The organism is Planomonospora algeriensis (assembly GCF_977012225.1).
This window is the reverse complement of the sequence record NZ_CDRNDK010000742.1, coordinates 1-2056: the sequence shown is the minus strand read 5'-3', so window position 1 is coordinate 2056 and position 2056 is coordinate 1. Positions and strand designations below refer to the sequence as shown.

General features: G+C 74.0%; 1 protein-coding gene and 1 pseudogene. Both read left to right on the top strand.

The window, feature by feature from the left end:
* A pseudogene (locus ACWJ6R_RS35265) lies at window positions 1-706 on the top strand (hypothetical protein); the annotation flags it as partial.
* 119 nt (window positions 707-825) lie between these two features.
* On the top strand, window positions 826-2056 hold a 1231-nt coding region (locus ACWJ6R_RS35260), incomplete at its 3' end, for a serine/threonine-protein kinase (RefSeq protein WP_449066365.1).

The following is a 2056-nucleotide window of genomic DNA, read 5'->3' as shown; positions in this document are numbered from 1 at the left end:
CCACCGTCCACGACCGCACCACCCGACCCCCACCCCGACTCCGACCGCCGCGCCCACTCCGACGCGCACTCCCACCCCCACCGCGGCTCCGAGACCGCTGGTCCGGCGGGTGGACGTGGCACGGGCCGCGCTCAACGCCAGGGGTGCGGCCGTCGCCTCGATCACCGTGGGCACCGCGAACACCCGGGAGGTGCGCCTGCGCGTCGTCTTCCGGGTGGGCCGGAGCGTCCAGCAGACGACGGTGGCCCTGGCCGGGGCGACGAGCTACACGCGGACGGTCAGGTTCGCCTTCCCGAATGCGCCCTGCGGATCGGCGTGGAGCGTCGTGGCGACCGGGCTGCCGTCGGGGCGCTCCGACAGCGCGAGCGGCAGGACCGCCCCGTGCGCCGAGCCCTCCCCGACCGCCGAGCCCTCCCCTCGCGCCACCCCGACGCAGCGGCCCACGGCCGACCGCGCGACGCCCCGGGTCACGCAGAAGCAGACGGCCAAGGCCACGAAGAAGCCCACGGCCCGCATCACGGTGAAACCGACGGCCCGCATCACGGTGAAGCCCACGACCCGGATCACGGTGAAGCCGACGCTCAAGGCGCCCGCGACCCGGAAGCCGTCGCCGAAGCCGCCCGCGCCGGTCCAGCCGCCCCCGAACCGCACGAAGGACACCGCGCCGTCCGCGAAGGCCGAAACAGGGCCCGGCCTGCTCGGATGACCGCCGGCCACTCACCCTTATGAGATGAATTCGTGATTTATCAGCGCAATGCGCCGTTTCATGGCTAAGCTACGGTCCGTTCTTTTACGGGTGGGGGCCCGGCAACTGAGGAGACCGTTATGTACGGCATGCCATCGGCTTGGCGTGTCCCTGGTTACACGGAGATCCGCGAGCTGGGCGCCGGTGCCGCCGGGCGCGTGGTGATGGCCCGGCACGACGCCGAGGGCGCGCTGGTCGCGATCAAGTACCTGTCCGACGAGCTCCGCGGCGACGCGGGCTTCGCCGCGCGCTTCCGGCACGAGGCGCGGCTGCTCCATCGGCTGAACGGCTCGAACGCCGTCCGGCTGTACGACTACGTGGAGACCAGCGAGGGCGCGGCCATCGTCATGGAGCTGGTGGACGGCGTGTCCCTGCGCGCCATCCTCCGCTCGGAGGGGCCGACCGGTCCCGAGGCCGCGCTCGTGGTGCTCAAGGGCTCGCTGCTGGGCCTCGCCGCCGCACACCGGGCGGGGATCGTGCACCGCGACTTCAAGCCCGAGAACGTCATGGTCGACGCCCACGGCACCAGCAAGCTGGTCGACTTCGGCATCGCGCTCTCCTCCGGCGACGACGACGCCCCTGCGGGCACGCCGCCGTACATGTCCCCTGAGCAGTGGACCGGGGCGCCCGCCTCGCCCGCCACCGACGTCTACGCCGCCACCGTGGTGTTCTTCGAGTGCCTGACGGGCGCCCGGCCCTTCCGCGCGCAGACCGTCGCCGCGCTGGCCCGGCAGCACCAGACCCTCGAACCTCCCGTCGAGGAGGTCCCGCCCGCCCTGCAGGGGCTGGTGGAACGGGGTCTGGCCAAGAACCCCGCCGACCGGCCGCCGACCGCCACCGCCTTCCTCACCGAGCTGGAGGCGGTCGCCGCCGACGCCTACGGGCCGGACTGGCAGGAGCGCGGACGCCGCCGCCTGTCCGGTCTCGCCGGGCTGCTGGCGAGCCTGTTCCCGCGCCAGCCGGAGACCCCGGAGACCGACACCTCCCTGGCGGAGACCGACCTCGGCGACGGGGAGGAGTCCCTGCTCGGCAGGCTGGGCGTCAAGATCGCGATCGGTGTCGCGTGCATCGCGGTGATCACCGGGGTGGCCGTCGTGCTGGTCGGCTCCGGGGACGACCCCGTGCTGCAGTCGCAGAGCTCGGTCACCGCTCCGAGCGACCCTCCGGCCGACCCCGCCGAGTCCCCGGAGGACGAGGAGCCCGAGGAGCCCGCCGAGCCTGAGGAGCCCGCGCAGGACGAGCCCGAGACGACGCCGACCCCCACCGCGACCACCGCCCCTCCGTCGGCCGCGCCCAGCACCGCGCCCACCG